The sequence below is a fragment of the Castellaniella sp. genome, from assembly GCF_049671645.1.
Classification (GTDB): Bacteria; Pseudomonadota; Gammaproteobacteria; order Burkholderiales; family Burkholderiaceae_B; genus Castellaniella.
Genome location: NZ_JBATVG010000014.1, coordinates 1 through 24,239, shown reverse-complemented (window position 1 = coordinate 24,239; position 24,239 = coordinate 1). Strand labels below are relative to the sequence as shown.

At 63.4% G+C, this 24,239-nt stretch carries 25 protein-coding genes; 6 read left to right on the top strand and 19 right to left on the bottom strand.

The features are described 5' to 3' along the window. Nucleotides 1-7: 7 nt before the first annotated feature. From WBG56_RS04730 to WBG56_RS04720, 3 genes are all read right to left on the bottom strand, one after another. A complete protein-coding gene (locus WBG56_RS04730) occupies nt 8-1,177 on the bottom strand; it encodes a vWA domain-containing protein (RefSeq protein WP_424265764.1) in 1,170 nt (389 codons plus the stop codon). 31 nt (nt 1,178-1,208) lie between these two features. Continuing rightward, nucleotides 1,209-1,823: a GNAT family N-acetyltransferase gene (locus tag WBG56_RS04725; RefSeq protein WP_424265762.1), complete on the bottom strand. Its 615-nt coding sequence runs from the start codon at nt 1,821-1,823 to the stop codon at nt 1,209-1,211. Between the two features lie 98 nt (nt 1,824-1,921). Further along, on the bottom strand, nt 1,922-2,782 hold the full coding sequence (locus WBG56_RS04720) for an AAA family ATPase (protein WP_424265760.1): 861 nt from the start codon (nt 2,780-2,782) through the stop codon (nt 1,922-1,924). A gap of 165 nt (nt 2,783-2,947) precedes the next feature. Between WBG56_RS04720 and WBG56_RS04715 the strand changes: the two genes are divergently transcribed. Continuing rightward, entirely contained in the window at nt 2,948-3,313 is a 366-nt protein-coding gene (locus tag WBG56_RS04715; protein WP_424265758.1) for a c-type cytochrome, read from the top strand. 9 nt (nt 3,314-3,322) lie between these two features. Next, nucleotides 3,323-3,676: a c-type cytochrome gene (locus WBG56_RS04710; protein WP_424265756.1), complete on the top strand. Its 354-nt coding sequence runs from the start codon at nt 3,323-3,325 to the stop codon at nt 3,674-3,676. A 135-nt stretch (nt 3,677-3,811) separates the two neighbouring features. Here WBG56_RS04710 and WBG56_RS04705 read toward each other — a convergent pair whose 3' ends face one another. After that, the gene (locus tag WBG56_RS04705) at nt 3,812-4,243 is read right to left on the bottom strand and encodes a DUF1841 family protein (protein WP_424265754.1); all 432 of its coding nucleotides are present in this window, start codon (nt 4,241-4,243) and stop codon (nt 3,812-3,814) included. 183 nt (nt 4,244-4,426) lie between these two features. Here WBG56_RS04705 and icd point away from each other — a divergent pair, with 183 nt between their 5' ends. After that, nucleotides 4,427-5,683: an NADP-dependent isocitrate dehydrogenase gene (gene icd / locus WBG56_RS04700; RefSeq protein WP_424265752.1), complete on the top strand. Its 1,257-nt coding sequence runs from the start codon at nt 4,427-4,429 to the stop codon at nt 5,681-5,683. A gap of 117 nt (nt 5,684-5,800) precedes the next feature. Here icd and WBG56_RS04695 read toward each other — a convergent pair whose 3' ends face one another. The 4 genes from WBG56_RS04695 to WBG56_RS04680 all read right to left on the bottom strand — a co-directional run bounded on the left by WBG56_RS04695 (nt 5,801) and on the right by WBG56_RS04680 (nt 9,963). Further along, nucleotides 5,801-6,877: a porin gene (locus WBG56_RS04695; protein ID WP_424265750.1), complete on the bottom strand. Its 1,077-nt coding sequence runs from the start codon at nt 6,875-6,877 to the stop codon at nt 5,801-5,803. 42 nt (nt 6,878-6,919) lie between these two features. Continuing rightward, the gene (locus WBG56_RS04690; RefSeq protein WP_424265748.1) at nt 6,920-7,978 is read right to left on the bottom strand and encodes a 3-keto-5-aminohexanoate cleavage protein; all 1,059 of its coding nucleotides are present in this window, start codon (nt 7,976-7,978) and stop codon (nt 6,920-6,922) included. Nucleotides 7,979-8,234: 256 nt separating this feature from the next. Continuing rightward, the gene (locus WBG56_RS04685; RefSeq protein ID WP_424265746.1) at nt 8,235-9,029 is read right to left on the bottom strand and encodes a GntR family transcriptional regulator; all 795 of its coding nucleotides are present in this window, start codon (nt 9,027-9,029) and stop codon (nt 8,235-8,237) included. Nucleotides 9,030-9,120: 91 nt separating this feature from the next. After that, the gene (locus WBG56_RS04680) at nt 9,121-9,963 is read right to left on the bottom strand and encodes a TauD/TfdA dioxygenase family protein (protein WP_424266347.1); all 843 of its coding nucleotides are present in this window, start codon (nt 9,961-9,963) and stop codon (nt 9,121-9,123) included. Nucleotides 9,964-10,266: 303 nt separating this feature from the next. Here WBG56_RS04680 and WBG56_RS04675 point away from each other — a divergent pair, with 303 nt between their 5' ends. Continuing rightward, entirely contained in the window at nt 10,267-11,313 is a 1,047-nt protein-coding gene (locus tag WBG56_RS04675; RefSeq protein WP_424265744.1) for an AraC family transcriptional regulator, read from the top strand. Here the strand turns inward: WBG56_RS04675 and WBG56_RS04670 are convergent. From WBG56_RS04670 to metC, 9 genes are all read right to left on the bottom strand, one after another. Then, entirely contained in the window at nt 11,277-12,584 is a 1,308-nt protein-coding gene (locus WBG56_RS04670; protein ID WP_424266345.1) for an MFS transporter, read from the bottom strand. The two genes, WBG56_RS04675 and WBG56_RS04670, sit on opposite strands and share 37 nt — an antisense overlap. Nucleotides 12,585-12,680: 96 nt before the next feature. Continuing rightward, entirely contained in the window at nt 12,681-13,259 is a 579-nt protein-coding gene (locus WBG56_RS04665) for an RBBP9/YdeN family alpha/beta hydrolase (protein ID WP_424265742.1), read from the bottom strand. A gap of 90 nt (nt 13,260-13,349) precedes the next feature. Further along, complete coding sequence (locus tag WBG56_RS04660) at nt 13,350-14,330, bottom strand: quinone oxidoreductase family protein (protein ID WP_424265740.1); 981 nt, start codon at nt 14,328-14,330, stop codon at nt 13,350-13,352. Nucleotides 14,331-14,759: 429 nt separating this feature from the next. After that, nucleotides 14,760-15,413 carry a glutathione transferase gene (gene yfcF / locus WBG56_RS04655; protein WP_424265738.1) on the bottom strand — a complete coding sequence of 218 codons (654 nt, stop codon included), beginning with the start codon at nt 15,411-15,413 and terminating at the stop codon, nt 14,760-14,762. 55 nt (nt 15,414-15,468) lie between these two features. Further along, entirely contained in the window at nt 15,469-16,194 is a 726-nt protein-coding gene (locus WBG56_RS04650; RefSeq protein ID WP_424265736.1) for an amino acid ABC transporter ATP-binding protein, read from the bottom strand. 47 nt (nt 16,195-16,241) lie between these two features. Further along, nucleotides 16,242-16,901 carry an amino acid ABC transporter permease gene (locus tag WBG56_RS04645; protein ID WP_424265734.1) on the bottom strand — a complete coding sequence of 220 codons (660 nt, stop codon included), beginning with the start codon at nt 16,899-16,901 and terminating at the stop codon, nt 16,242-16,244. An 89-nt stretch (nt 16,902-16,990) separates the two neighbouring features. Continuing rightward, a complete protein-coding gene (locus tag WBG56_RS04640) occupies nt 16,991-17,791 on the bottom strand; it encodes a transporter substrate-binding domain-containing protein (RefSeq protein ID WP_424265732.1) in 801 nt (266 codons plus the stop codon). A 49-nt stretch (nt 17,792-17,840) separates the two neighbouring features. Further along, nucleotides 17,841-18,212 carry a carboxymuconolactone decarboxylase family protein gene (locus WBG56_RS04635; RefSeq protein WP_424265730.1) on the bottom strand — a complete coding sequence of 124 codons (372 nt, stop codon included), beginning with the start codon at nt 18,210-18,212 and terminating at the stop codon, nt 17,841-17,843. Between the two features lie 72 nt (nt 18,213-18,284). Beyond that, a complete protein-coding gene (gene metC / locus WBG56_RS04630; RefSeq protein ID WP_424265728.1) occupies nt 18,285-19,514 on the bottom strand; it encodes a cystathionine beta-lyase in 1,230 nt (409 codons plus the stop codon). Between the two features lie 119 nt (nt 19,515-19,633). Here metC and WBG56_RS04625 point away from each other — a divergent pair, with 119 nt between their 5' ends. Continuing rightward, a complete protein-coding gene (locus tag WBG56_RS04625; RefSeq protein ID WP_424265726.1) occupies nt 19,634-20,119 on the top strand; it encodes an Lrp/AsnC family transcriptional regulator in 486 nt (161 codons plus the stop codon). A 190-nt stretch (nt 20,120-20,309) separates the two neighbouring features. Then, complete coding sequence (locus WBG56_RS04620) at nt 20,310-22,901, top strand: EAL domain-containing protein (protein ID WP_424265724.1); 2,592 nt, start codon at nt 20,310-20,312, stop codon at nt 22,899-22,901. A 247-nt stretch (nt 22,902-23,148) separates the two neighbouring features. On the opposite strand, the gene WBG56_RS04615 is transcribed toward WBG56_RS04620, so the two are convergent. Together WBG56_RS04615 and WBG56_RS04610 are read right to left on the bottom strand one after the other, a co-directional pair. Then, a complete protein-coding gene (locus tag WBG56_RS04615) occupies nt 23,149-23,484 on the bottom strand; it encodes a DMT family transporter (protein WP_424265722.1) in 336 nt (111 codons plus the stop codon). 55 nt (nt 23,485-23,539) lie between these two features. Next, nucleotides 23,540-24,239, bottom strand: a 700-nt coding sequence (locus WBG56_RS04610; protein ID WP_424265720.1) for a Smr/MutS family protein, incomplete at its 5' end; no start/stop codon positions are given.

Sequence of the window (24,239 nt, the reverse complement as noted above, 5' to 3'; positions counted from 1 at the left end):
CGACCGGCTATTTTGCCAAGAATCGCATGGCGTGTTCGAGCCCGTCCATCGTCATGCCGTGCATGCGGTCGTGCATCAGTTCGCGCACGATGGCGATGGACTGGCGGTATGGCCAGGAACCCGAGGGCTCCGGATTCAGCCAGACGGCGTGCGGCCAGTGGCTCAGGATGCGCTGCAGCCAGGCGGCGCCCGTTTCGGCGTTGTTGTGCTCGATCGAGCCGCCGGGGTAGAGCAGTTCGTAGGGGCTCATGGACGCGTCGCCCACCAGGATCAGGCGCCAGTCCTCGCCGTAGCTGCGCAGCAGGTCCCAGGTGTCGATACGCGCGCCCTGGCGTCGTTCATTGTGGCGCCAGACCGATTCGTAGGGGCAATTGTGGAAGTAGAAGACTTCCAGGTGCTTGAACTCGCTGCGGGCGGCTGAAAACAGCGATTCGATGCGGGCCACATGATCGTCCATGCTGCCGCCCACGTCCAGCAGCATCAGGACTTTCACGGCGTTGTGGCGTTCGGGGACCCAGCGCAGGTCCAGCAGGCCGGCCTGTTGCGCCGTGCCCCGGATGGTGCCGGGCATGTCCAGTTCCAGGTCCGCGCCCTGGCGGGCGAAGCGGCGCAGGCGGCGCAATGCCACCTTGAAGTTGCGCGTGCCCAGGGTCTGCTGGTCGTCATAGTCCCGATACTGGCGTTGTTCCCAGACCTTGACGGCGGTGCGATTGCCGGCCGAAGGGCCGCCCACGCGGATGCCTTCGGGATGATAGCCCCCATGTCCGAATGGCGATGAACCGCCGGTGCCGATCCATTTGCTGCCGCCGGCATGGCGTTCCTTCTGTTCAGCCAGCCGTTCGCGGAACATCTCCATCAGACGGTCCCAGCCGTGTTTTTCCAGCGCGGCCTTTTCCTGGTCGCTCAGGTGCTTGCGGATGGTTTGCAGCAGCCAATCGGCGGGGATGTCTGCGCCGCCGGCCTGGGTCTGCAGCCGGCCGATGAAGGCGGCGAAGACCTGGTCGAAGCGGTCGTAGCGGGTTTCATCCTTGACCAGCGCCATGCGGGCCAGATGATAGAAGTCTTCCGTGCTGGCGGGGGCGGCCGGACTGCGCAGGAGTTCCAGCAGACTGAGATATTCCTGGATGGATACCGGGATGCCGGCGCTGCGCAGGCGGGTGAAAAAATCGATCAGCATGAATGGGTGATCATCCGGGCCGCGCGGGCGGTCAGTTGCGCGGCCGCTGCAGTTGGTACTGCAGGTGGGCGCGGACCTCCGGCCATTCGCCCGCCAGCAAGCTGTACATGACCGTATCGCGCACCGTGCCGTCGCGGCGCAGGGCGTGGTGGCGGATCACGCCGTCGCGATGAGCGCCCAGCCGTTCGATAGCGCGTTGCGAGGCCGTGTTGTAGTTGTCCGTGCGCCATCCCACGACGGCGGCGCCCAGGGTCTGGAAGGCGTGTTCCAGCAACAGCAGCTTGCAGGCGGTGTTGACGTGCGTGCGCTGCCGGGACCGGCCGTACCAGGTGTAGCCGATTTCCAGCCGGGCCAGCGCCGGCACGATGTCGTGGTAGCGCGTCGTGCCCAGGATCGCTCCGCTGGCGGCGTCCGTCACGACGAAGGGCAGCATGTGGCCGTCGGCCTGGCCCTGCAGCGCAGCCGCCACATAGGCCTCCGTGTGCTCCGGTTCCGGCACCGAGGTGATCCGCAGGGTCCACAGGTTGCCGTCGGCGGCTGCCGCCTGCAGGCCGGGGACGTGCGCCGGGGCCAGCGGGATCAGGCGGACGCCGTGGCCTTCCAGGGTGGTGGGGGCCGGCAGGATGGTGAAAGCGTGTGTGCTCATGAGTGGGTTCCGGTGGCGGTATCTGGAGTGCAACGGTCGCGGATTGAAACCGGGGACGGGGCTCTCTGGTTGGGCAGGGCCTGTCGGCCGTTCCCGGCCTAGCGTCCGCGCTGGGCCAGGGCGGAGAGCCTTTGCAGCAGGTTCAGGTCCTGTTCGTTTTTCAGCAGGGCGCCGGCCAGCGGCGGGATATCGCCCTGGGCCAGCGCCTGCGGCGCGATGGATTCGGCCAGCAGCAGGCGCAGCCAGTCCAGGAATTCCGATGTGGAGGGGCGCTTTTTAAGGCCCGGCACATCGCGCAGGCGGAAGAAGACGTCCAGCGCCGCGCCCAGGATGTCTTCGCGCAGGTGCGGGAAATGCACGGCGACGATGTCGCCGAGCGTGTCGCGATCCGGGAATTCGATGTAGTGGAAAAAGCAACGCCGCAGGAACGCGTCGGGCAGGTCCTTTTCGTTGTTCGATGTGATGATGATCAGCGGCTTGTGTCGCGCCTGGACAGTCTGCCGGGTTTCGTACACGTGGAATTCCATGCGGTCCAGCTCGCGCAGCAGGTCGTTGGGGAATTCGATGTCCGCCTTGTCGATTTCATCGATCAGCACCACGCCGGGCGTGTCCGATGCGAAGGCCTGCCACAGCACCCCCTGCACGATGTAGTTGCCGATGTCGTGGACGCGGTCGTCCCCCAATTGGGAATCGCGCAGGCGCGAGACCGCGTCGTATTCGTACAGGCCCTGCTGCGCCTTGGTCGTGGATTTGATGTGCCACTGCAGCAGGGGGCGGCCCAGGGCCCGGGCGACTTCTTCGGCCAGTAGTGTCTTGCCGGTGCCGGGTTCGCCCTTGATCAACAGGGGGCGCTGCAGGACCAGCGCCGCATTCACGGCCATTTTCAGAGCGTCGGTGGCGACGTAGTGGTCGGTGCCCTGGAAGCGTTGGGGGTCGGAAGAAACGACGGCATCAGTCATGGATTTTGCGCGTGGTCAGCGGCGTGATGGCTTGCTTGTTATAGGGTTCAACAGTCGATGGCTGTCTGTATCGGGGCAACTATCGTACAATCAGTATGCCTCATCGGCCCGGCAAGAGGGCGGCCGATGCCGACATAAAATTCGAAACGCGAGACAAGAGGCCATATGAAGTCACAAGGAATGACAAGGCATGGTTTTAGGGCTGCCAGCTTGCTGGTGTCCTTGGTGTCCTGTTTGTTTGCCGGGTCCGCCATGGCGGCGGACGCTCCGGCGATTCAGGGTGATGCGCAAGCGGGTTCCCAAAAGGTGTCCATGTGCATCGGTTGCCACGGAATCCCGGAATACAAGGCGGCTTACCCCGAGTTGTACCATGTCCCCATGATTGCTGGTCAGAACGCGGCGTACATCGTCGCGGCGCTTAAGGAATACGCCAGTGGCGCCCGTTCCTTTCCGACCATGGATGCGATCGCCAAGTCCCTGTCCGAACAGGACATGGCCGACGTCGCAGCCTACTACCACAATCTCAAATAGGGGAACACCATGCGAGCATTCTGGATTGCCCTGGTGGGATGCGGTCTGATGACCGCAGGCGCCCAGGCCGCCGATCTGACGGCCGGCAAGGCCGCCTTTGAAAAATTCACCTGCGCCTCCTGCCATGGCGCGGATGCGAAAACACCCATCCAGCCGGATTATCCGATCCTGGCCGGCCAGCATCAGGATTTCCTGGCGCATGCCCTGGTCGCCTATCAGCGCGGCCAGAAAGGCGAACCGGCGTCGGCCAATGTGCGCAAGAACGCCGTGATGGGGGCCATGGCGTCGCAGCTGTCGGCCACCGACATCGTCAATATCTCTTCCTGGCTGTCCTCGCTGCCCACTCCTTTGCATGTGCGCTGATGGATAAGCGCGGGCACAGCTGCAGCCCCTGCGGACTGCGCTGTGCCTGACGAGTCCGAACCGCTTGCAAGCGATGATGTAGGCCTGCAGAGCAGGAAAGCGCCCGCGTGACGGGCGCGGCGCGCTGCAGGGATGTCAGCTTGTGCGGCTGGCGTGGCGGCGGATCAGATCCAGGTAGTGGTCATTGTCCAGCGGCTTGCCCAGGCGCTGGGCTTCCCAGACAACTTCGCCTAAGGCTTCCATGATGACGTGGGCGACCTCGTGTTCGTCATGGGTTTGCAGCAGGCCGTTCCATGCCGCCCGGATGCCGGGCGGGTGATCGATGGACAACTGTTCCTGGATGGCCAGGTGCATGGACAGGTGCAGGAATGGGTTCGTGCGGCCCGCTTCGACGGGATAATCCCGCTGGGATGCGTCCGGGTCCTGCAGGTCGTCGTGGTATTCGGGGTGGCGTTCGACCAGGTCGGCCGCCATGGTTTCCAGCGGCGTCAGGACGCCGCCGGCGCGGCGTTTGCGCCAGGCCTCGGTGAAGAACTCGCGGACCTGCTCTTTGGATGGGTTGAACATAGGATGTGCAAAGGACGTGATGAAGCGTAATCTTCATTTTAATGGCCTGCGCCCGGGCGGTTTCAAACGGCCGCAGATTCCTGACGCCCTGCAGGGCAGTTTACGTTAAACTCTTATATAAGACTGCGGCGCCACGCACAGCATCCCCTTTTGAACAACAACCCCAGCAACACTGGAGCACTCATGTCTTATCAGCACATCAAGGTCCCGGCCGGTGGTCAGAAAATCACGGTCAACGCCGACTTTTCCCTCAATATCCCCGACGAACCCATCATCCCCTACATCGAGGGTGACGGCACGGGTCAGGACATCACCCCGGTGATGCTGAAAGTCGTGGATGCCGCCGTGGCCAAGGCCTATGCCGGCAAGCGCAAGATCCACTGGATGGAAGTCTACGCCGGTGAAAAGTCCACCAAGATCTACGGCCCCGACGTGTGGCTGCCCGAAGAAACCCTGGACGTGGTCCGCGACTACGTGGTGTCCATCAAGGGCCCGCTGACCACGCCCGTCGGCGGCGGCATCCGTTCCCTGAACGTGGCCCTGCGCCAGCAGCTGGACCTGTATGTCTGCCTGCGCCCGGTGCGCTACTTCAAGGGCGTGCCTTCGCCGGTGCGCGAACCGGAAAAGACCGACATGGTCATCTTCCGTGAAAATTCCGAAGACATCTACGCCGGGATCGAGTTCGAAGCCGAATCCGACAAGGCCCGCCAGTTGATCGACTTCCTGCAGAACACCCTGGGCGTCAACAAGATCCGCTTCCCCGGCACGTCCGGCATCGGCGTGAAACCCGTCTCGCGCGAAGGCACGGAACGCCTGGTGCGCAAGGCCATCCAGTACGCCATCGACAATGACCGCCCCACCGTCACCCTGGTGCACAAGGGCAACATCATGAAGTTCACCGAAGGCGGCTTCCGTGACTGGGGCTACGCCCTGGCCCAGAAGGAATTCGGCGCTCAGTTGATCGACGGCGGCCCGTGGTGCAAATTCAAGAATCCCAAGACCGGTCGCGACATCACGGTCAAGGATGTGATTGCCGACGCCTTCCTGCAGCAGATCCTGCTGCGTCCCGCCGAATATGACGTCATCGCCACGCTGAACCTGAACGGCGACTATGTGTCCGACGCCCTGGCCGCCCAGGTCGGCGGGATCGGCATCGCCCCGGGCGCGAACCTGTCCGACTCCGTCGCCATGTTCGAAGCCACGCACGGCACGGCGCCGAAGTACGCCGGCAAGGACTACGTGAACCCGGGTTCCGAGATCCTGTCGGCCGAAATGATGCTGCGCCACATGGGCTGGACCGAAGCCGCCGACCTGATCATCAGCAGCATGGAAAAATCCATCCTGTCGAAAAAGGTCACGTATGACTTCGCCCGCCTGCTGGAAGGCGCGACGCAGGTGTCGTGCTCCGGTTTCGGCCAGGTGATGATCGACAATATGTGATCGCCTTTCCGCCTGATGGCGTAAGGCTGGTCGAGGCCCTGTTTTCGCTTGAAAACAGGGCCTTTTTTGATTTCCGGCTGATCGAGAGCGGGACGGATCGCCTTTGGACGCGCCGGTTCAGAACAGGTGACGCATGCCGAGCATCACGGCGGTGACATCGCTGCCAAGGCCATTGACGGGGATGGCGCGCTGGCCGGTATCCAGGGAAATCTTGGCGCGGTCGTTGTTGCTGGACCTGCCGATTCCGGCGTAGAGGTTGGTGCGCTTGGACAAGGGGTGGATGTAGTTCAAGCCGTACAGCCAGGTTTTGCCGTCTTTGGACCCATCCAGATCCGTGCGGATATGCCCGAGCGTCAGGCTGATCTGGTCGGCGCCCACCGGGACCATGAAGCCGAGCCAGACGCTGTTCATGGGGCCGGACGTGATCGTTTTCGGACCGACCGGCTCGTATCTCGTGAGGCCGCCATTGATCGTGAGCCAGCCGAAATCGTATTGCCCCGTCACCCCCTGATAGCGGGTCGTGCCCGAGGGAGCGGAACCGATGCCATCGACGTGCTGCTGCTCGTAGAAAATTCCGGCGGCGGCCGGGCCTGATACGTAGTGGCCGGAAAGGCCGACCATCCGGCCGGTGCTCTTGGCCGGCGTGCTGCCGGCGGCGCCGTTGCTCCAGAACGTTCGGACGCTGAATCCGTTGACCGTGGGCGATGTGTAGAACACGCCGTTCGATTGGCGGATGAGTCCGAGTTCGACAATTTGCGAAGTGGGTCCGGCGCCGCCGTACATGCCGGACTGTGTGTAGTCGGTGTATGCCATGGCCCAGAATGCCGGTGTGTAGTCGCGCCCCAGGGTCAGTTCGCCCCAAGGTCCTTTGACGCCGAGGATGGAGCGGCGATTGAATGGCACTCCGCTGGGCTTCGAACGGCCGGTGCCCAGATCAAGGCCGCCTTCGAGCACGAAGAGGATGCTTGATCCACCGCCCAGGTCCTCGGTCCCGCGCAGCCCGAAGCGGTTGGCTTTGCTGGATCCATCCGCGAAACCCAGATGGTCGCTTGCCGAGCCTGTCGAGCCCGCGCTGGTTTTTGTGTATTCGATACCGGCGTCCAGACTGCCATAAAGCGTGACGCCGGGTTGTGCGGCGGCCTGGCCGGCGCACACGGCCAGTACCGCAGCCACACTGAGATGTGCTGCCTTCATGATGTTTGTCTCCCGAAACCACCGGTTTTTTTTGTAGGTGGCTTAGTCCGGCTTGCGCAGGAAGCCCTGGTTGCCGCCATTGCGGTTGGGTGCGAAGCCGTTGGCCTGCAGGGTCTCTTCCACGCTGTCGTAGAACACACCGATCTTGCAGATCTCGCGGGCTTGCTGCGCGGTCGCGATGGGGCGGCCGAATTCGCCGGCGATGCGCACCAGTTGCCGGATCTGCTCGACGGAAGTCATCTTGCCCGAGCGGTCCTGCTTCCAGAGAACATCTTCGATGCCGCAGCGCACGTGCAGGCCCAGGGCCATGCCGATCATGTTGATGGGCAGTACGTTCAGCACCGAGCTTTCCACCGTGACCACCGCGCCGTCGGGAACGGCGCGCAGCATGTTGGCCAGGTTGTAAATGTTCGCCTGATCCATGCCGCCGCTGATGGCCACCCAGTTCATCACCAGCGGGCCCTTGTAGACGCCGCGGCGGATCATGCGCTCGATCGTCTCGAAGCTGTTGATGTTGTAGACCTGGAACTCGCTCTGGATGCCGGCCGCCGTGAGGCGCCGGATGTGTTCTTCCACGAAACTGGGATTCGAGGGGACGATCATGTCCTTGTAGGTCTTGTACAAATGGGGGAAGCCGCGCGACACGCCATTGAAGTCGTCGATGCCGGCATGCTCCGTCACGTTCATCTGCGTGGTGTTGACCGTCACGGTCACTTGGTCGGGCTTGGGATCCAGATCGGCCAGCATGTGGCGCGTGTCGTCGGAGAGCCACTTGGCTGCGCCATCCGGACCCTCGGGGGCGAAACTGATGGAGCCGCCCACCTGGATGATCATTTCAGGAACCGCTTTGCGCACCCCGGCGATCAGTTCATTGAACATGGACAGGCGTTTGCTGCCCTTGCCATCCGGTTCGCGCACGTGCAGGTGCAGCACGGTGGCGCCGGCTTCGTAGCAATCCACAGCCTTCTGGATCTGCTCTTCCATGGTGATCGGGATGTCTTCCGGGAAGTCGGCGGGGATCCAGCCTGGCGCGTACGGAGCGGCCGTGATGATCAGAGGCTGCTGGTTTTCGGGGTACAAGTGGCCGTCAAGAAAGTTCATGGTGAGGGGGCTCCAAGTTGAAATATGGCGGATGAACTTGCGAGAGTGACCGTCGATCGCACAATTCATGTGCTTTGAGTGTGGGCGCGGCGGAAGGCATGCGCTTGCCATTACGCGACACCGATTTTGCAATTCGTTCCACAGCGTGGGCGCGCGCTGGGGCATGTGCCGTCGTCCGCGCGCGGATGCGGCAGCGGGCTGAAAATGCCAGCGGCCTGTCGAGAGGGGGGAGAGGAAGGGGTTGGGGGCGGTCGGGCTATGCGGCCCGGTGCGCGCGTGCGCGCCGGCGCGGAGCCGGTTCCGGGTTCAGCGCCAGGATGGCGGTTTCCCGTGCCTGATCCAGGCGCGAGGACGCCAGGAGGATGAGCTTTTTGACGTCGCGCCGGGTGGCGGCCATGTGCAGTTCATGCCAGGCCTGGAACGACACCTGAATGGATTGCGGCGAAGCCACGAAACCCAACCGGACATAACGCATCGTGCGTAGGGAAATGGAATGCAGAATGTCGGTCAGGAGCCGATTGCCGCACAAGCTGATCGTCGCGAAATTCAGGAGGAAGCTTTCCACGGTGTAGGCGTCCGCCGACTCGCGGGCCGCCTTGGCCAGCTTGGGCATGTGTTCGGTCAGCAGGGCCTCGAGTTTGGCCGGGTTTTCCAGCGCTACTTCTTCGAGCATAGTGACGTAAAGAACACTCCGCACGCGGAAAATGTCGCGGAGCTCGTCTTCGTCGGGGGCCGTGACGATTGCCCCGCGCCGAGGCTGGAATTCGACGAGGTGGTCGCGCTCGAGTATGCGCATCGCCTCGCGCACGGGAGCCCGACTGACGCGCAGCACTTCGCTGATGTCTTTCTCCAGCAGGCGTTGTCCCGCTTTCACCAAGTCGAGCGTGATGACGCCCGCCAGCCGGACCGCGATCTGTTCGGCCATGGGCGCTGAAGCGTATGCCCATTCCTGGCCGCGCAGCACCGCCCGCTCCACCGCCAGCATCAGCGAGTTTCTTGGCGTGAGCAGCGTGGATAGGTCGGGGATGTTCTGCGTTTTATTCCGGGCCATGGCGTGACGTTGAAGCGATTTTTGCCGTCCTGGACGGCTCGGAGCGGCGGGGTCCGAGCGTGCGGCGCCGGCGAAAGCCGATAGCGCGCCCTCAGTAAGGAATATCCCCCGCGATTCCCGCGCGTTCCATCCTGCGAGGAGCCGGCCAGTAGTCCATGACCGCGTAGTGCTGAGTCGAGCGATTGTCCCACACCGCGACGCTGTTGGGCTTCCAGCGGAAACGGACCTGATATTCGGGAATCGACGCCTGACTCTGCAAGTAGTTTAGCAGGAGGCTGGCTCCGGGCGTCTTGTCCAGACCGCAGCGGACATTGTCGGTGGTGTGGTAGTTGGCGAAGTGCGTGGTGAAGCTGCCGACAAAAAGCACTTTCTCGCCAGTCTCCGGGTGTGTGCGCACGACGGGGTGCTCCACCTCGGGGTGTTGCGCCGCGAGCTTTTTGCGCTCATCGGGATCCATCGCCGCGCCGAACGAGTGTTCGATGCTGTTCTTTGCTCTCAATCCGTCGATATGTTTCTTGATGTCGTCGGGCAGTCGCTGGTAGGCCTCGACCATATTGACCCAGATGGTGTCGCCGCCGACCTCGGGGCATTCGACGCAGCGCAGCACCGCGCCCATGGAGGGGTTCGGCCGCCAGAGGCCGTCAGCGTGGTAATTGTTTTCGTAGGGATTTTTTTCGTCCGACCGGTAGATCCGCACCAGGCCGGGATGTTCCGGGTCGCTTCCCGCCACCGGATGGTCTTCCAAGTCTCCAAAGCGCCGCGCGAAGGCGACATGTTCCGCCCGCGTCAGGTCCTGGTCCCGAAAGAAAAGCACGCGGTGTTTGAGCAGCAGCGCCTTGAGTTCCTCGAAGAGGGACGCGTCGCGGGATGCGTCTCCCAGGCTTACGCCCGACACTTCGGCCCCAATGCAGGCGGTCAGCCGATCCACTTTCATCATGATTGATATCTCCTGGTTCCTGGGATTCGACGGGTGATTCTTGGGCGGGCAATGCGCCAAGCCACCGCGTTCTACGTCACGTGTCCGGTTTTGCGAGACCGCCGCACGTTGTTCTCTCTATCTGTCCGGCCATGATATCGAATTATTTGATTTATGTCGACATTAATTAAATGAATGGGAATGCCGCTGATCCAATGGAGCGGTCGGGGGGCATGAGGATCCAGGATTCGACTTGACAATCCGTGACAGCGCACTACTATCGACGGTGATGTTCTTCATATCGTTTCACCGGTTGCCACCATGTCGTCACTTGTCCGCGCTGCAAGCCTGACCAACTACAGCGAGGTCGCTCGCGCGATAGGACTCGACCCGGTGCGCATGCTGTACGAAGCCGGCCTGAGTCCCAGCGTGCTGCGCGAGCCCGATCTCATGATTCCGGTCGAACTGGTCGGAAAGCTGCTTCATATGTCCGCGGTCACGTCGGGCAACGAGAGCTTCGGGTTGCGCATGGCTGAAACCCGTTTTCTGTCCAACCTTGGCGCCGTGGGCCTGTTGATCCGCGATCAGGCGACATTGCGGGACTCTCTCGCCGTGCTGATGCGCTATCAGGCGCAGTTGAATGGCGCTTTGTCTCTTGCAATCGAGGAATGCGGCGATCTTGTCATCATTCGCGAAGCGGGGATCACCAGCAGCGCCCATCAGTACACGCGTCAGCGGGTCGAACTGGTGCTGGGGGTCGTGGTGCGTGTGATTCGCCAGCTTCTGACGCCCGATTGGCAGCCGCGGCGTGTGTGCTTCGAACATTCGGCCCCGAACGAAACTGGCGCGCATCTTCGGTTTTTCGGTCGCAACATCGAGTTCGGCTGCGATTTCAATGGCATCGTCTGCACGAAGGCCGACCTGGATACGCCCAACAGTTCGGCCGACCCGGCCATGGTGCGTTATGCGCAACAGTTGTTGGAAAAATCCGTGATGTCGCCGCAGGGCGCGATCCTCGAGGACGTGCGGCGCGCGATCCTGCTGCTGTTGCCCAGCGGGCGGTGCGGCATCGTGCAGGTAGCGGGGCACCTGGGGGTGGTGCCTCGCACCGTCCAGCGGCGGCTGGCCGAGCAGGGGCAGAGCTTCTCATCCATGGTGAACGACATCCGCAAGGAACAGGCAACGCGCCATGTCGGCGAGAGCGACCGCCCCTTGACCGAGGTGGCGGCCCTGCTCGGGTTTTCCGCGCCCAGCGTGTTTTCGCGCTGGTATCACGCCCAGTTCGGCTGCAGCGCGAAAGATCGCCGTGCCGCGCTGGGCGCCGCTCGTCGTCAGCCCGCCGATGCGCGGCGCAGTTCGCCGGCGTAGAAGCATTTGCCGATCAGGTACACCATGAACGGCAGGATGGCTGTGTACGGAAGCCAGCGCATGGCCACCTCGAGGCCGACCGCGTCCGCCAGCACGCCGGTGAAGAACGGGCCCGCCGCAAGGCCCAGGATATTGTTGAACAGCGTCATGGTGGCGAAGGCCGAGCTGTGAATGGACGACGATGTGGCGCTGGCGACGATCGCGCCGCAGGTGCCAAATGAGCTGGCAAGGAAAAATACGCCTGCCCCCATGAATGCGAGCTGCAGCTTGCCCGGCGGCAAGTGGAACGCCGTGATGAGCAGAGTGCCGAGCAAGAGGCAGTAGGCGATGGCCATGTTCCAGCGTTTCATCGACGAGTCCTTGCTGATCCGGTCGGTGACGGCGCCGCACAGGAATTGGCCCAGGCCGCTGACCAGGACCAGCCCGGCCGCCAGCACGGCGGCGTCGCGCAGGGGCATCCCCCAGTAGCGGTTCAGATAGCTGGGCAACCACACGAAAAGGGTGCCCTGGATGAAGAGCTGCAGCGCGCTGCCGAGGTAGGCGAAAAAGATGGAACGGGAAGGAAACAGGCCCGCGAACAACTGCCGAATCGGCACTTTGGCATGGCCGAGCGTGGGCGTTTCGCCCGTATTGTCCAGGCTCGCCCGGCGCATGCGGTCTTCCGTGACGATGAGGTAGTAGATGATGACCAGCGCGAAGCCGAAAATCGCCATGACGCCCATCGACCAGCGCCAGCTGAAGTGTGTCGCGATGATGCCCGACAGCGCCACACCGATGACGGACCCGAATGCGGCGGCCGAGGTGAATCCGCCGGCGATCGTCGATCGCAAGTGCTTGGGAAAGAGGCTCATGAGCATGGCAAGGCCGGCGCTGCCGTAGGCGGCTTCTCCAACCCCCACGAAGATGCGCGCGATGAACATTTCGTGATAGGTGGTGGCGATGGCGCAGCCCACCGTGGCGAGGCTCCACAGCGCCACCATCAGGGCGATGCTTTTGACGCGGCCCCAGCGATCCGCCAGGATCGAGAAAGGCAGCGTCAGCAGCCCCACCGCCAGCGGCACCACGCCGCCGAGAGAGCCCAGCTGGGCATCGGAAATGTGCCACTCCGCCTTCAGGATCGGGAAGAGCGCGTTGATGGCCTGGCGCGACATATAGTCGGACAGCAGCAGACAGAACATCAGTGCGAAGACCACCCAGGCATAGGTCCGTGAATGGCTGGCGGTTCTGGATGCGGCGGGCCGTCTGGAGGCGGCTGCCGGCTTGGCCGGCATGGCATTGGAAGTCAGGATATCCAAGGTTGTCTCCTATGGGATATGTGAAATTTTTAGTAGATTTTCAGCATGACCGGACGTTTATGACGTCCTGTTTTATGTATGTTCGCAGCCTGCCCCGATCTCTTCGACGAATTCCGCGGCGCGTGGCCATTCGCCGAAGCCCGAGGCAGGGTTGAGATGGCCTACCGCGCCGACGTCGACCAGGCGGCTGCCCCAGGATGCCGCCATTTCCCGGACACGGGCGAGGCGGGCAAGCGGGTCGTTGGTGCTCGCCGCCACGATGGATGGGAACGGCAGGCGTGATGTCGGGATAGGCATCCATCCGTTCTCGCGCAGGGCATCCATCGTGGGGTAGCCGGCGGGCAGGGGCGCGGCGAAATCCGGGGGGGCCGCCAACAGCGCCCCCTTGATGTCGCGCCGATGGGTTTGCGCCCAGTGGGCCGTGATCATCACCCCCGCGCTGTGCGCGACCAGAATGACGGGGCCGGTGATGTCGGCCAGCGCGTCATCGAGGGCCTTGACCCTGGCGGCGCAACTGAGCTTGTCGTGTTCCAGCGGGGGGACTGTGCGCGTGTTGGGCAGGCGGGCGGCAAGAATGGTCTGCCAATGGTCCTCGACGTGGTCCCGCAGGCCGGGCACGAATAGTATCGTTGGGGGCGAAGAAGTATTCACTGAGTCTGATCCGTAAAATGATTGACGGGGACTTCATTCATGCGGGCTCGGGATCCGGCGGCGAGTCCGCATGCGCCGGAGGGGCCGTATTCAGATCACAAAGATCGACGAACCTGTGGTCTTCCGGCCTTCCAGATCCCGGTGCGCCTGGGCGGCGTCCCGCAGGGCGTACTTTTGATTGATTTCGATCCGGATGCGGCCCGCCGCCACATGGCCGAACAGCTCGTCCACCAGTTGCGCTTTTTCTTCGGGGTCGGCGATGTAGTCGGCCAGGCCGGGGCGGGTGATGTAGGCGGAGCCTTTCCGGGCGAGGATCGCGGGGTCGAACGGCGGAATCTTCCCGGAGGCGGTCCCCACGCACACCAGCAAGCCGCGGCGCTTGAGCGAATCCAGCGACGCCATGAACGTGTCTTTGCCGACGCTGTCGAACACCACGGATACGCCCACCCCGTTGGTGATTTCGCGCACGCGTTTGGCGATGTCTTCGCGGGTGTAGTAGATGATGTGGTCGCAACCGTGCGCGCGCGCCAGTTCCGCCTTGGCTTCGGTGGATACGGTGCCGATCACGGTCAGGCCCAGAAGCTTGGCCCATTGGCACACGATGAGCCCCACGCCGCCGGCTGCGGCGTGCAGCAATATGGTTTCGCCGCCTTGGAACGGGTAGATCTTCCGGCATAGATAGGACGCGGACAGTCCGCGCATGGTCATCGCCGCGGCAGTTTCGCAACTGATGGCGTCGGGCAGTTTGATCAGTGTGTCCGCGGCAATCAGGCGTTCGGTGCTGTAGGCGCCCAATGTGTTGATGAAGCCTGTGTAGGTCACCCGGTCGCCGATCGCCAGATCGGTCACGCCGGCGCCGATGGCTTCGATGACGCCGGACGCCTCGTTGCCGATGCCGCTCGGAAGCGGAACGGGGTAAGTGCCTTTGCGGAAGTACGTGTCGGCGAAATTCAGGCCGACGGCGACATGACGAAGGCGGACCTCGCCCGGACCGGGCGTCCCGACCTCGGCCTGTTCGAAGCGGAGTACTTCGGGGCCGCCGGTTTCGTGGAATTTAACGACTGTCGTCATGTTGTCTCTCGCGCTATGAAAGTGATGTGGATGGCTTGCTGGTTTCCGGCTCGGATCGCCGACGACCGGGATCATGTTCGCAGGTCAGCGATGCCGCAGGTCTGATGGTTGTTCTATCATTTGACTTGGCTCGATGTTCCGCTTTGCTTTACGCGCCAGTGGATTTGCAAATAATGACTTTGCCCGCATGCCTTGCGCTCCCGGCCGAGGCCGGGAGCGCAAGGCATCATTCGTGATAGAACTGCACTGTGCCGGTGGAGCGCAAGGCTTTTAATTGCAGGAAGCCCGAAATGCCAAGGCCCCGCTGTTCTACGAGCGGGGCCTTTCACATGGGCAGATTCTGCACGGATGGCTTCATGGGCCTGCATCGGAGGCCCCGCGTGAGACTGGGGCCCGGATGTTCCTGGAGGTCCGGTGGACCCCGGTGGCTCAGGCCGCGCTGCGCGACGGCGCGTTTTCCCGATCCAGCGCCACCCAGCGTCGCACTGAGGGACGATTCCATTGGTGGCGGACGTAATTGACCAGGCGTGTCGGGACAGGGTCGCCGACGGCAACCATGCGGTTGAGCATCAGCGAGAGGTCGAAATCGGCGATGCTCCAGTGACCGAAGAGCTCGTCGCTGCCTTGCGGCAACAGCTGTTCGGCAGCCGCAATCAGCTTGTCCGCAGCCTGGCGGGCCGGGGCGCTCAAGGACGGCAGCGGGTGCGCCGGCTTCTTGAACAGCGTGTCGGACGAGCGTTCCTCGCGCAGGGCGCCCAGGTCAGTGCGCAGCCAGGCCTGAACCTGCCGGGCGCGGGCGCGCTCCCGTTCATCCCGGGGGTAAAGCGCCGTGCCCGGGAAAATCTCGTCGATGTATTCGGCGATGGCCGACGACTCGGAGAGGGCGAACCGGTCATGCACCAGGGTGGGCACCTTGCCGGTGATCGAGAGCTTCAGGTAGTCCGGGTGATGCTGCGCATGGTGCGCGAGATCGACCTTGATCAGCTCGACCTCGACGTTTTTTTCAGCCAGCGCCACATAGGCCGACATGGCGTATGGGCTGCCAAAACCGTGATCCGTGTATAGAACTACTGCGTTCGACATGCTAGGTCTCCGATGGAGAGGTGGGGAAAAAGGGAGTGCGTCCGACCGTGGGCGGCTAGTGCAGGATCTTCTTCAGGAATTCCTGCGCCCGGGTGGATCTTGGCGCCTCAAAGAATTCTTCTTTGCTGGTGTCTTCGACGATCATGCCGGTGTCCATGAAGATCACCCGGCTGGCTACCTGCCTGGCGAAACCCATCTCGTGGGTCACGCACACCATGGTCATGCCTTCCTGCGCAAGTTCCGTCATGACATCCAGCACTTCATTGACCATTTCGGGGTCCAGCGCCGAGGTCGGTTCGTCGAACAACATGACGACGGGGTCCATGGACAACGATCGGGCGATCGCCACGCGTTGCTGCTGGCCGCCCGAGAGCTGCGCCGGGTATTTCCGCGCCTGGGCTTTCAGGCCCACGCGCTCGAGCAGCTGGATGCCCCTGTCTTCCGCTTCGGCCTTCTTGCGCTTGAGCACGCGGATCTGCGCGAGCGTGAGATTCTCCAGGATCGACAGATGGGGGAAGAGCTCGAAGTGCTGAAATACCATGCCCACCCGGGCGCATAACTGTGAGTGGCGCACGGAGGGGCCACCAACCTGCATGCCATCCACCCTGATCTGGCCCTGCTGAAAGGGTTCCAGTCCGTTGACGGTTTTGATGAGTGTCGATTTCCCCGAGCCTGAAGGCCCGCAGACCACCACGACCTGGCCTTTTTCGACCTGGGTGGTGCAGCCGTCCAGGACTTTGAACTGGCCATACCATTTGGAAACGTTTTCGAGAGCAATCATGATGCGCTCCTATCAATCGATCGGTGCAATGTGTCGGAGGAACGGGTTCAGCGCGTCAGCGGTTGCGCCAGGCGGCTTTCCACATGGTGTTGCCCCCATGACAGCGCCGTGCTCAGGACCCAATAGATCAGTGCGACGGCGACGTACAGCGGCAGGGGCTGGAAGGTGGTGGCGATGACCTCCTGCGCGGAGCGCAGCAATTCGGTGACGGTGATGACCGATACCAGCGAGGTGTCCTTGATCAGGCTGATGAGGGTGTTGCCAAGGCTGGGGACGGCCAGGCGCAATGCTTGCGGACAGATGATGAAGCGCAGGGTTTCCAGGTAGTTCAGGCCCAGGCTGTGCGCGGCGGCCCATTGGCCGCGTCCGATGCCCAGGATGGCGCCGCGCATGCTTTCGGCCAGATACGCCCCCGCATTGGCGGTGAGCGCCAGGATGCCCGCGGCGGTCGGGTCCAGGGAAATGCCGATGCCGGGCAGCCCGTAATAGACCAGGAAGATCTGTACCAGCAAGGGTGTGCCGCGCATGAGACTGACGTACCCGCGGGCGGCGCGGCTGAGGATCGGGTTGTCGCTGATGCCCATGATGGCGACGATGATGCCGAGCATCAGGCCCAGCACCATCGAAGCAAGGGCGAATTGAATGGTCAGGACGACACCCTGAAGCAACAGAGGTGATGCGTGCATGATGAGGTCGACGGCTTCCATGGTCGGCTCCCTAAGTGGATCAAGCTAAGAGACAGGCGGCGTTCCGGTTGCGGAACCCCGCCCGATCGAGCAGTGGCGCGGCGGGCGCCTTACAGCTTGGGAGGCTCGGTCACGTCGGCGCCGAACCATTTCTTGGAGAGTTTCTCAAGCGTGCCGTTGGAGCGCATGTCCTTGAAGGCGGCGTCGATCGCTTTGGCGAACTCCGGATTGCCTTGGCGGAACGGAATCCCCATCCGGGTCGATTCTCCGGGCAGGAGGGCGCCCTGGCGCAGTGGCAGATTGGACTGGCGGATGAGATAGGGCAGCAGCAGCTGGTCGTTGACCCCGGCGTCGATGCGCCCGCCCGCCAGGTCGCTCAGGAATTCCACCGCGCCGGGATAGGTCTTGACGATGGCGCCCGGGATGGCCTTCACCATGGGCACGTAGTTGCTGCCCAGCACGACGGCCACTTTCTTGTCCTTGAAGGTGGCCGGCGTGCTGTAGTCGGTCTTGTCGTCCTTGCGCTGGATGATCTGCGCGGCGGAATAGATGTAGGGGGCGCTGAAGTCCAGCACCTTCTGGCGCTCGGGCGTGATGGAGACCTGGTTGGCGATCACGTCGAACTTTCCGGCCTGCAGGCCGGCGATGATGCCGCTCCATTCGGTGGTCACGAACCGGGGTTTGGCGCCCAGGTGATGGGCCACCGCCGTGATCACGTCCACATCGAAGCCGGTGAGCTTGCCGGAGCTGTCGCGGTAGCCGAAGGGGGGGTAGGTGCCTTCCAGGCCCACCACCAGGGTGCCGCTGCTTTTGACCTTGTCGAGCAGATCCTGGGCCTGGACGGCCGGGGCGGTGAAATTGAGCGCCGCCGCCAGCAGCGCGCTTTTCAAGAGCAGTGTGTGCAGTTTCATGGTTTGTCTCCGGGGAATTGTTATTGAGTTTTGGCCAGTGATGTGTGCATCAGGCCGGGGTGGGGGTAATCGCCTGCGCGGGCAGGAATTCTCGAAATGCCGAGATGGCGTGGGATGCGTACATCAGCGACGGCCCGCCTCCCATGTAGACGTTGACACCGAGCGTTTCCAGGATTTCCTGTTCGTCGACGCCCAGTTTGGCAAGAGCCAGGGTGTGAAAGCCGATGCAGTCGTCGCAGCGGGTCGCCACGGCGATCGCCAGGGCGATCAGTTCCTTGAACCGGGCATCCAGCGCGCCCGGCGCAAGGGCGGTCTTGCCCAGGGCGCCGAAATGCTTCATCACGTCGGGGTGGCTCTGGCGCATGGGCCCCAGGTTGCTGCGCACGTACTGGATCAGGCTGCCGTAGTCTTGCTGCTTCATCTGGATTTCCTCTGGAGAAAGTCGCCGGGTTCCCCGGCCGCGATACGGCCGGGCATGGGGCTGGCGCGCCGTTTACAGGCGGGCGAACCCCTCTTTCAGGTCGGCGATCAGGTCGTCGGGGGATTCCAGGCCGATATGCAGGCGGATCAAGGGGCCCGCATACGGCCACCGGGAAGCTTCGCGGGTCGGCATGGGGTCCTGGGGCATGATCATGCTTTCGAAGCCGCCCCATGAAAAACCCAGGTGAAAGAGTTCCAGGCTGTCGACGAAGTCGCGCAGCGATTGCGCGGCGCAGGGCTTGAGCACCAGCCCCATCAGGCCGGACGCGCCGGTGAAGTCGCGCTTCCAGAGTTCATGCCCGGGGCTGCCCGGCAGGGCGGGGTAGAGCACTTGTTCGACGGCTGTCTGGGCGGCCAGCCAGTGGGCGACCTCCAGCGCATTGCGCTGATGGCGTTCCAGGCGCACGGAGAGCGTGCGCAGACCGCGTTGCGCCAGATAGACGTCGTCGGGACCGGCGTTCAGTCCGTGCGCGTAGACGTAGCTGCGCACTTCCTGCCAGGCTTCCCGGGTGCTGGTGATCGAACCCAGGAGCGCATCCGAGTGACCCGTGATGTATTTCGTGCACGCTTGTACGGAGACGTCCACGCCGTGTTCGAAGGGTTTGAAGTACAGCGGCGAGGCCCAGGTATTGTCCATGACCACGCGGGCGCCGTGCCGGTGGGCGCATGCGGCGATGGCCGGAATGTCCTGCACTTCGAAGGTCTGCGAGCCCGGTGACTCGACGTAGACGACGCGCGTGTTCGGGCGGATCAGCGCTTCGATCCCCGCCCCGATCGCCGGGTCGTAGAAGGTCGTGGCGATCCCGTAGCGGGCCAGGATGCTCGTGGCATAGTGGCGGGTGGGACCGTAGACGCTGTCGCCCATCAGAATGTGATCGCCGGCTTTCACGAAGGCCGACAGGGCGGCGATGCAGGCGGCCAGGCCCGAAGACGCCAGCAGGGTGCGGTACCCCCCTTCCAGATAGGCGATCGATTCCTGCAGCGCGAAGGTGGTGGGCGTGCCTTTGCGGCCGTACCACATCACGCCGGCCTCGTCGTGATCGATGGCCTGCTGGCGTTCATCCATGTCCTGCATGCTCTCGAACACGATGGTCGAAGCCCGGCAGACGGGGGGGTTGACCGTGCCGCCATATTCTTTCGGGGACCGTGTGCCATGCGACAGAAAGGTTTCTACCGCCTGTTTCGCGTGCGTCGGAGTTCCCGCGAGCGAATGGGCCATGTCGGATGTCAGGGGGGCGTTCATGTGTGAATTTCCTTGGTGGATGATGAGAGACAGTCTAGGTTTTCCACCAGGAAAAAGTTTCTATTCTTTCTATATAATCCCCTTCGGATTAGAAATAATTTCTAAAACAAAGGGTTTATATGGATAAAATGGATTATCGGATCCTCGAAATCCTGCAAAAGGACGCGTCGGTGGGTCTGGCGGAACTGGCCGCGCAGGTGGGCTTGTCCACGACACCCTGCTGGCGCCGCATTCAACGCTTGAAAGAAGATGGGGTCATCCAGGCGCAGGTGGTGCTGTGCGACCCGGTTCGCCTGGGTCTTGGGCTGACTGCGTTCGTCACGGTGAAGGCCGCGCGTCACGATGATGTCTGGACGACCCGGTTTCTGGATGGCGTGATGGGCATTCCCGAGATTCTCGAGGTCTACAGAATGGCCGGGGAAATCGACTACTTGTTGAAGGTGGTGGTGTCGGACATCGCCGGGTATGACAGGGTGTACAAGCGGCTCATCAAGGTCGCCGAGCTGACGGACGTCAGTTCCGGCTTCGTCATGGAAGTGGTGCGGCATACGACAGTGCTGCCGCTGGCGCAGGTCTATCAGCCGGTCAGGCCCGCCAAGACGTAGGGCTTGCCAGCCGCTGCGAAAGGCAGCCAGGCCGCAGTCGGCGCGTGCGAAAGGGCTGCCGGATGGCCCGGGCCGTCGGGGGGCGGCGGCGCTTCGCATTTGCGGGCCGGCCTTGTAGAATTCCGGAAAAGGGGATCTGAAGGGGGGCCTATATGTCATGTCGAGTGGCTGCGGCGTCACCGGAAAATACATGAGCCGCCCGAGCGAAACAGGAGATGGCGATCAGACGGCGCTGACCGCAAGCCAGGCCATCCAGCGCCTGGAAGCCTCGGTCCAGCGCCTGGAGCAATCCGAACGTCTTCAGCGGGCGTTGTTCGCCATTGCCGACATGGCTGCGTCGGAACTGGATATGCAAAGCCTGCTGCAGGGCCTGCATGGCAGCATCGCCCAGTTGATGTATGCCGAGAATTTTTATATCGCTCTGTATGACCCGCAGCGCCGGACAGTGCGCTTCATCTACTTCGCCGATCTCATGGATGGGCAGCTTTATGGGCCGGACGAGGAATTCACGGCGGAACAACTGTGCGACACCATCACCCTGCGCCTGATTCATCATGGACAGGCCATGCGAGGGACGTCCGACGGAGTCGCGCTGAGCCTGGGCCTGGATCGGGGGCGCGCCGTCGGGACGCCCTCGGTGGATTTCATGGGGGTGCCCATGCGCCGGGATGGACAGGTGTTCGGCGTCCTGGTGGTCCAGAGCTACGAGGAAGGCAAGGGATACACGCAATCCGATCAGAACGTGCTGGTCTTCGTGGCCGAGCACGTGCTCAATGCCGTCGAGCGCAAACTGGGGCAGGAGGCTCTGGAACGCCGGGTGGCCGAACGCACCAGCGAGCTGGCCAGCGCGAATGCCAGGCTGCGGGAGCAGGTGCGCGAACGCGAACAGGCCGCCCATCTGCAGGCGACGCTGTACCGGATCGCCGCGCTCGGCCAGGGCCGGGACAGCAGCGAGGCTTTCTACCGCAGCATTCACGAGGTGATCAGCGAACTGCTCGTCGCCGAGAGTTTCTGTATTGCGCTGCTGTCCGACGATGGACAGTGGCTGGACTTTCCTTATTACGTGGACAGTTCAGGCGCGGAGCTGGTGCGCCGCCCTCTGGGCCGGGGCATGAGCGAATATGCGATCCGCTGCGCGCGGACGGTCCGACTCGAGGCCGAGGAGATCAATGCGCTGATCGCCCAGGGCGAAGTGGATGCGACGACGTATGGGAACCCCGCGGTCTCCTGGCTTGGCGCGCCTTTGGTGGGCGCGCAGGGAGCAATGGGCCTTGTCGTGGTGCAGAGCTACCGCCAGGACCTGCATTACACCCCTCAGGACGCCGATCTGCTGACTTTTGTGTCCTATCAGATCGCCAACACCTTGCAGCGACGCCAGCAGGATGTCGCCTTGCAGGCCTTGAATGCCCAATTGGAGCAGCGGGTGCTGGTGCGGACACAGGAGTTGCGCACGCAGATTGTGGTGCGCGAACAGGTGCAGCAGCAGCTCCGGCACCAGTTGATGCACGACCCTCTGACAGAGTTGCCCAATCGCCTGTATTTGCGCGATCGCCTCGAACGCGCGCTGCGTACGCAGCAGCGCCATCCCGAGCATCGTTTTGCCCTGCTGTACCTGGATGTGGATCGTTTCAAGCTATTCAACGACGGTCTGGGGCATTTGGTGGGCGATGCCGTGTTGCGAGAGGTCGCGGCGCGGATGGCCGATTGCGTGCGCGCCCCGGATGTCGTGGGGCGGCTGTCGGGCGATGAGTTTGCCATCCTGCTGGAAAATTGTCCTCAGCCGTCCTCCGCCTGCCAGGTGGCGCAGCGGGTCCTGTCCAGGATGGCGGAAACCGCCCGGGTGGGTGAACGCACGCTGCATGTGTCCGTCAGTATCGGCATTGCCATGAGCCATCCGGGTTATCAGACAGTCGATCAGGTGTTGCATGATGCCGATACGGCGCTTTATCGCGCCAAGGCGGCGGGTCGTCAGCGTTTTATCCTGTTCGACGGCAAACTGCACGCATCCGCCATGAATGTCCTGGACCTGGAACAGCAGATGCGCGCGGCCTTGGAAACCGGCCAGTTCATGCCGTATTTTCAACCGATCGTGCGTTTGCCGGATGCCGGCATCGCGGGCTACGAGACGCTGATCCGTTGGCAGCACCCGGAACGGGGCTTGCTGGGGCCGGGCGCATTTTTGCCGGCGGCCGAGGAAACCGGCCTGATTGAAGCCATCGACTGGCACCTGTACCGCCTGGCTTGCCAGGCGGCGCAGCGATTCCTCGGCGATCAGGGCGTGCTGAACATCAATATTTCGCCGCGCCATTTCCATAGCCGGAATTTTCCCCGGCGCCTGCTGGACATGCTGGCGCAGACGCGCATCGCCGCGCATCAACTCTGTGTCGAAGTCACCGAAAGCACCCTGCTGTCGAATCCGGATGCCGCCGGCAAGATTCTGGACAGCCTGCACGAGGCGGGGGTCCGGATCGCTCTGGATGATTTCGGCACGGGATATTCATCGCTCAGCCACGTGCACCGGTTCCCGCTCAGCACCTTGAAGATCGACCGCGCTTTCATCGAACCCCTGGGTTTGGGAGGGCAGCAGCGTAGTTCCGCCATCGTGTCGGCGGTCCTGAGCCTCGCCAGGTCGCTCGATCTGACGGTCGTGGCCGAAGGGGTGGAAACCCCGACTCAGCGGGATGCCTTGCAGGCCATGGGGTGCGCATATGCCCAGGGCTTCCTGTTCGGCAAACCCGCCCCTGCCGACCATTGGCCGCCGACCGCTTCGTTGTCGGGCTGACCCGGTCCGCGTCGCGGCCGCCAGGCGTCCGCTCCCCGATTCCTAGGGACTTCCCTAGGTGTCATCCGACGGTCCAGCCTTCATAATGCTGCACATGCAGGTGAGGAGACAGCCCTGCTTGGGCACTGGCGCTGCGCAGATGGCGCTTTCATTTGTAGGCGGTACCCATAAAAAAGAAAATCTGGCGGGGCCGGTGATCTGATCACCGGCCCTGTTCATTTTCCGCTTGGGCGGCAGGCCTGCCGCCTCAGTGCCCGCCGGATGTCGAAAACACGTTCAACACCAGCACGCCCGCCAGGATCAGGCCGATACCGATGAGGCCGGCGATATCCAGCGCCTGGCCGAAGATGAAGTAGCCGATGATGGCGATGGCGACGATCCCGACCCCGGACCAGACTGCATAAGCGATCCCCACCGGGATGGTCTTGAGCGCCAGCGCCAGCAGATAGAATGCCAGCCCGTAGCCGATCACGGTGATGATGGATGGCGCCGCCCGGGTGAAACCGGCGGATGCCTTCAGGGCGGATGTGGCGATCACTTCGGCCACGATGGCAATGATCAGATAGGCCCAGCTGATATTCATGAGGGATTCCTGGAGGTGGGGGCCATGCGCCGGCAAATCGGGCGCCGATGGGCCGCTAGGGTTCCTGAGGCAGGCGCAGCAGAGCGGTCACGGCCCCCGCGCCGCCGTCGCGTTCGTTGCCCTGGACCCAGGCCTGGATGGCTTCCAGGCGGCTGAGGTGCTGGCGGATGGTGGATTTGAGCACGGGTTCGCCCTGGCGCGACCCGATGCCCTTGCCGTGGATGACGCGCACACAGCGGATGCCGTGTTCCAGGCAGGAAGCCAGGAAGCGGTCGAGCCGTTCCCGGGCCTCGTCTTGTGTGCTGCCGTGCAGGTCCAGTGTGGCCTGGGCGATCCATTTGCCGCGCCGCAGGCCGCGCAGCAGGTCCGGCCCGCAGCCGGGCTGCAGGAATTCCTGGGCATCGGGATCCAGGATGCCGGTCGCCGCCGGATGCCGCTGGCGGGCAGGCTGCGGCCGTTTGGGCGTGTCGGATTCGCCCTGGGCATGTTCGCGGCGGACGCGCAGCAGAGTGTCCGGGACGCGGCGCAGGGCAGCCCGCGCTCGCGGGCCGCGATCGGGCAGCGGCCGCACGAACCGCATGGCCTGGCGAAACAGCGCCTGGTCGGCCGGGTCGAGCGCGGGCTGCGTGTCATCCGCGGCCCGCGCCGGCGTGTCGGGCTTGCGGGCGTCGGGAGATGCCGGCAGACCGGGACGGCCGGATTGGCGCGCCCCGCGCGCGCGAGGGCGCGGCGGCGTGGCCACCGGGCGTTCCGCC